Annotated in this window: 2 protein-coding genes; both read right to left on the bottom strand. The window is 51.7% G+C overall.

What is annotated here, in order from left to right:
- On the bottom strand, nt 1–936 hold a 936-nt coding region (locus Q8M85_RS03515; RefSeq protein ID WP_305540335.1), incomplete at its 3' end, for a hypothetical protein.
- 2 nt (nt 937–938) lie between these two features.
- Complete coding sequence (locus tag Q8M85_RS03510; RefSeq protein ID WP_305540332.1) at nt 939–1,517, bottom strand: hypothetical protein; 579 nt, start codon at nt 1,515–1,517, stop codon at nt 939–941.
- Nucleotides 1,518–1,908 lie beyond the last annotated feature (391 nt).

Here is a 1,908-nt window from a genome sequence, read left to right as displayed (position 1 = left end):
GACACCAGACTTGTAGGTCGTGGTCGTGGTGGTCTTCTCGTAGCCGTATTCGTTCTTGCTGGACGAGGTGGACTTGCTGGAAACAGCTGACCCGGCTTTGCCCGAGTCCCCGCCGCCGCCGCCAGAGCCGCTGTACTTGTCCGCGTAGCTCTCTTGCTTTGTCTTTGTGGAGGCACTTCCACTAGTAGGGCTACCGCTACCTTTCGAAGTCGAGGATGCCCCATACCCGTTGCTGTTATAGCCGTACGCTGGACCGGGTCCGGGAATACCGAACAGGTCTTCGTCCATAATCGGTTCGTTGCCGTTGGAGACCTTTTCGTTTGTGATCTTAGCCTTGTTTGCCTTCGCCAGCGCCTCTTCGGCGCGCTTAACTTCAGGGCTCTTGGGGATAGATGGGTCGTTGTAGATGCCCATTAGGATTGCGTTCTTCAGATGACCACTATCAGAATCTGCAGCTTCCTTTTCGGCGCGAAGCCTATCGGTTTCTATCGGGCGATCATAGTATGATGCAGCAGCGAGTTCAAAGAGCTTTCCCACGCCGTATGCAGTGCCTACAACTGCACCGGCCAAAATGGCACCAGCAAGAAGTGGAGAAGATGCTACAAGTGCACTACCTGTCAGAACAGTCGTGCCCAAAAGAGTTGCAACGGTGCCACCGGTAACTGTGCCAGCAAGACCAGCACTCTGAATTACAACGTCGCGTTCTGTTCCATTCCTTACTGCCCCAACGACATCTATCACTCCGAACCCAACTTCCAACGCAAGGCCAACCCCCGGAATCACGCGAGTGGCCGCACTTCCCATCATGGTAACGCCTGCTCTGGCCAAGCTCACTTCGGTTGCAATAAGTTGACCTTCAACAATCACGTCTATTGTCAAGCCCGCCCAGTCAGGCATTTCGTTGAATGTCGATGCGTCATTTTGCCTTTCGACCATCTTTATCTCCGATCAGGCTGAATAGCTGCTAACTTTGCAGCCAAGAATAGAAGGTGTAGGCCATTCAACATGAAAAATGAGGCCCCTAGGGTAATGCTCACAGATACCGGCCAAAGGACAACCCTGTCGGCTATGGATCTGTCAGTAGCGGCTGATATGTAGCCAGAGAATAGAAGTGGCGCAAAGGATGCCAAAGACAGGAAAATTGAAAAAAGAGAAAGCTTGGGTAATTCAGGAAAAGCGTGCCCCATTACTTTTGCCTTCAAAATCAAGTTGTTTGAAGCGCGGGCTAACAGTACTGCAAAGCAGGGCGGCAGGAAAGAATAGATTACAGCCTGGGCTAGATAGGTTATTCCAAACTGTGGCCCCAACCCATTTAGCAGAAGAATCTGATTCTGAAAGAATGAATCTGGAGAAGCTTCCATAAGACTTGAAGTCAGATTCCTTCCAAATGATGTGAATGCCAGAAGGCTAGTTGGAAGAAAGTAGGCTACAAGCAATAGGATGAAGAACACCTTATAGAGCCTACCAGCTGCTTTCAAGTAATCTGAATCTTGTCTCGCGTACTCGGCAAACTTCATTCGATTGAACCTAGTCTGATCAGTGCTATCGGTTTGGAGTAGGACCTAGGTTGCCGGTCAGTGTAGAATAGCTCACGGGTCCATTGGTCTGTGCCCAATCGGACTTCCCTAAACCTCAAGACTGAGGCCCACGCCCAGCCCAATCCCCAAACCCCTGACTCCAACCCCGTCCATCCGCGCACCGAACCGTTAACCACGCTCTCACCAGACCTCACACAACCGTGAGCTGTCAATCCTCCCTGACACTTTCTGACGTTGCCCCCTCGGCCTAATCCAGTTTGAGGTAGACTCTGGCCCAACCGAGAGGACCAGAGATGAAGCGTAGCAGGTTCACCGAAGATCAGATCATCGGCATTCTGAAGGAGCATGAGGCTGGGGTTTCGGTCGCCGA

The sequence above is a fragment of the Tabrizicola sp. genome, assembly GCF_030694085.1.
In the GTDB taxonomy this organism is placed as follows: Bacteria; Pseudomonadota; Alphaproteobacteria; order Rhodobacterales; family Rhodobacteraceae; genus Tabrizicola.
The sequence above is the reverse complement of the archived record's forward strand: the minus strand, read 5'-3'. Positions and strand labels throughout refer to the sequence as shown.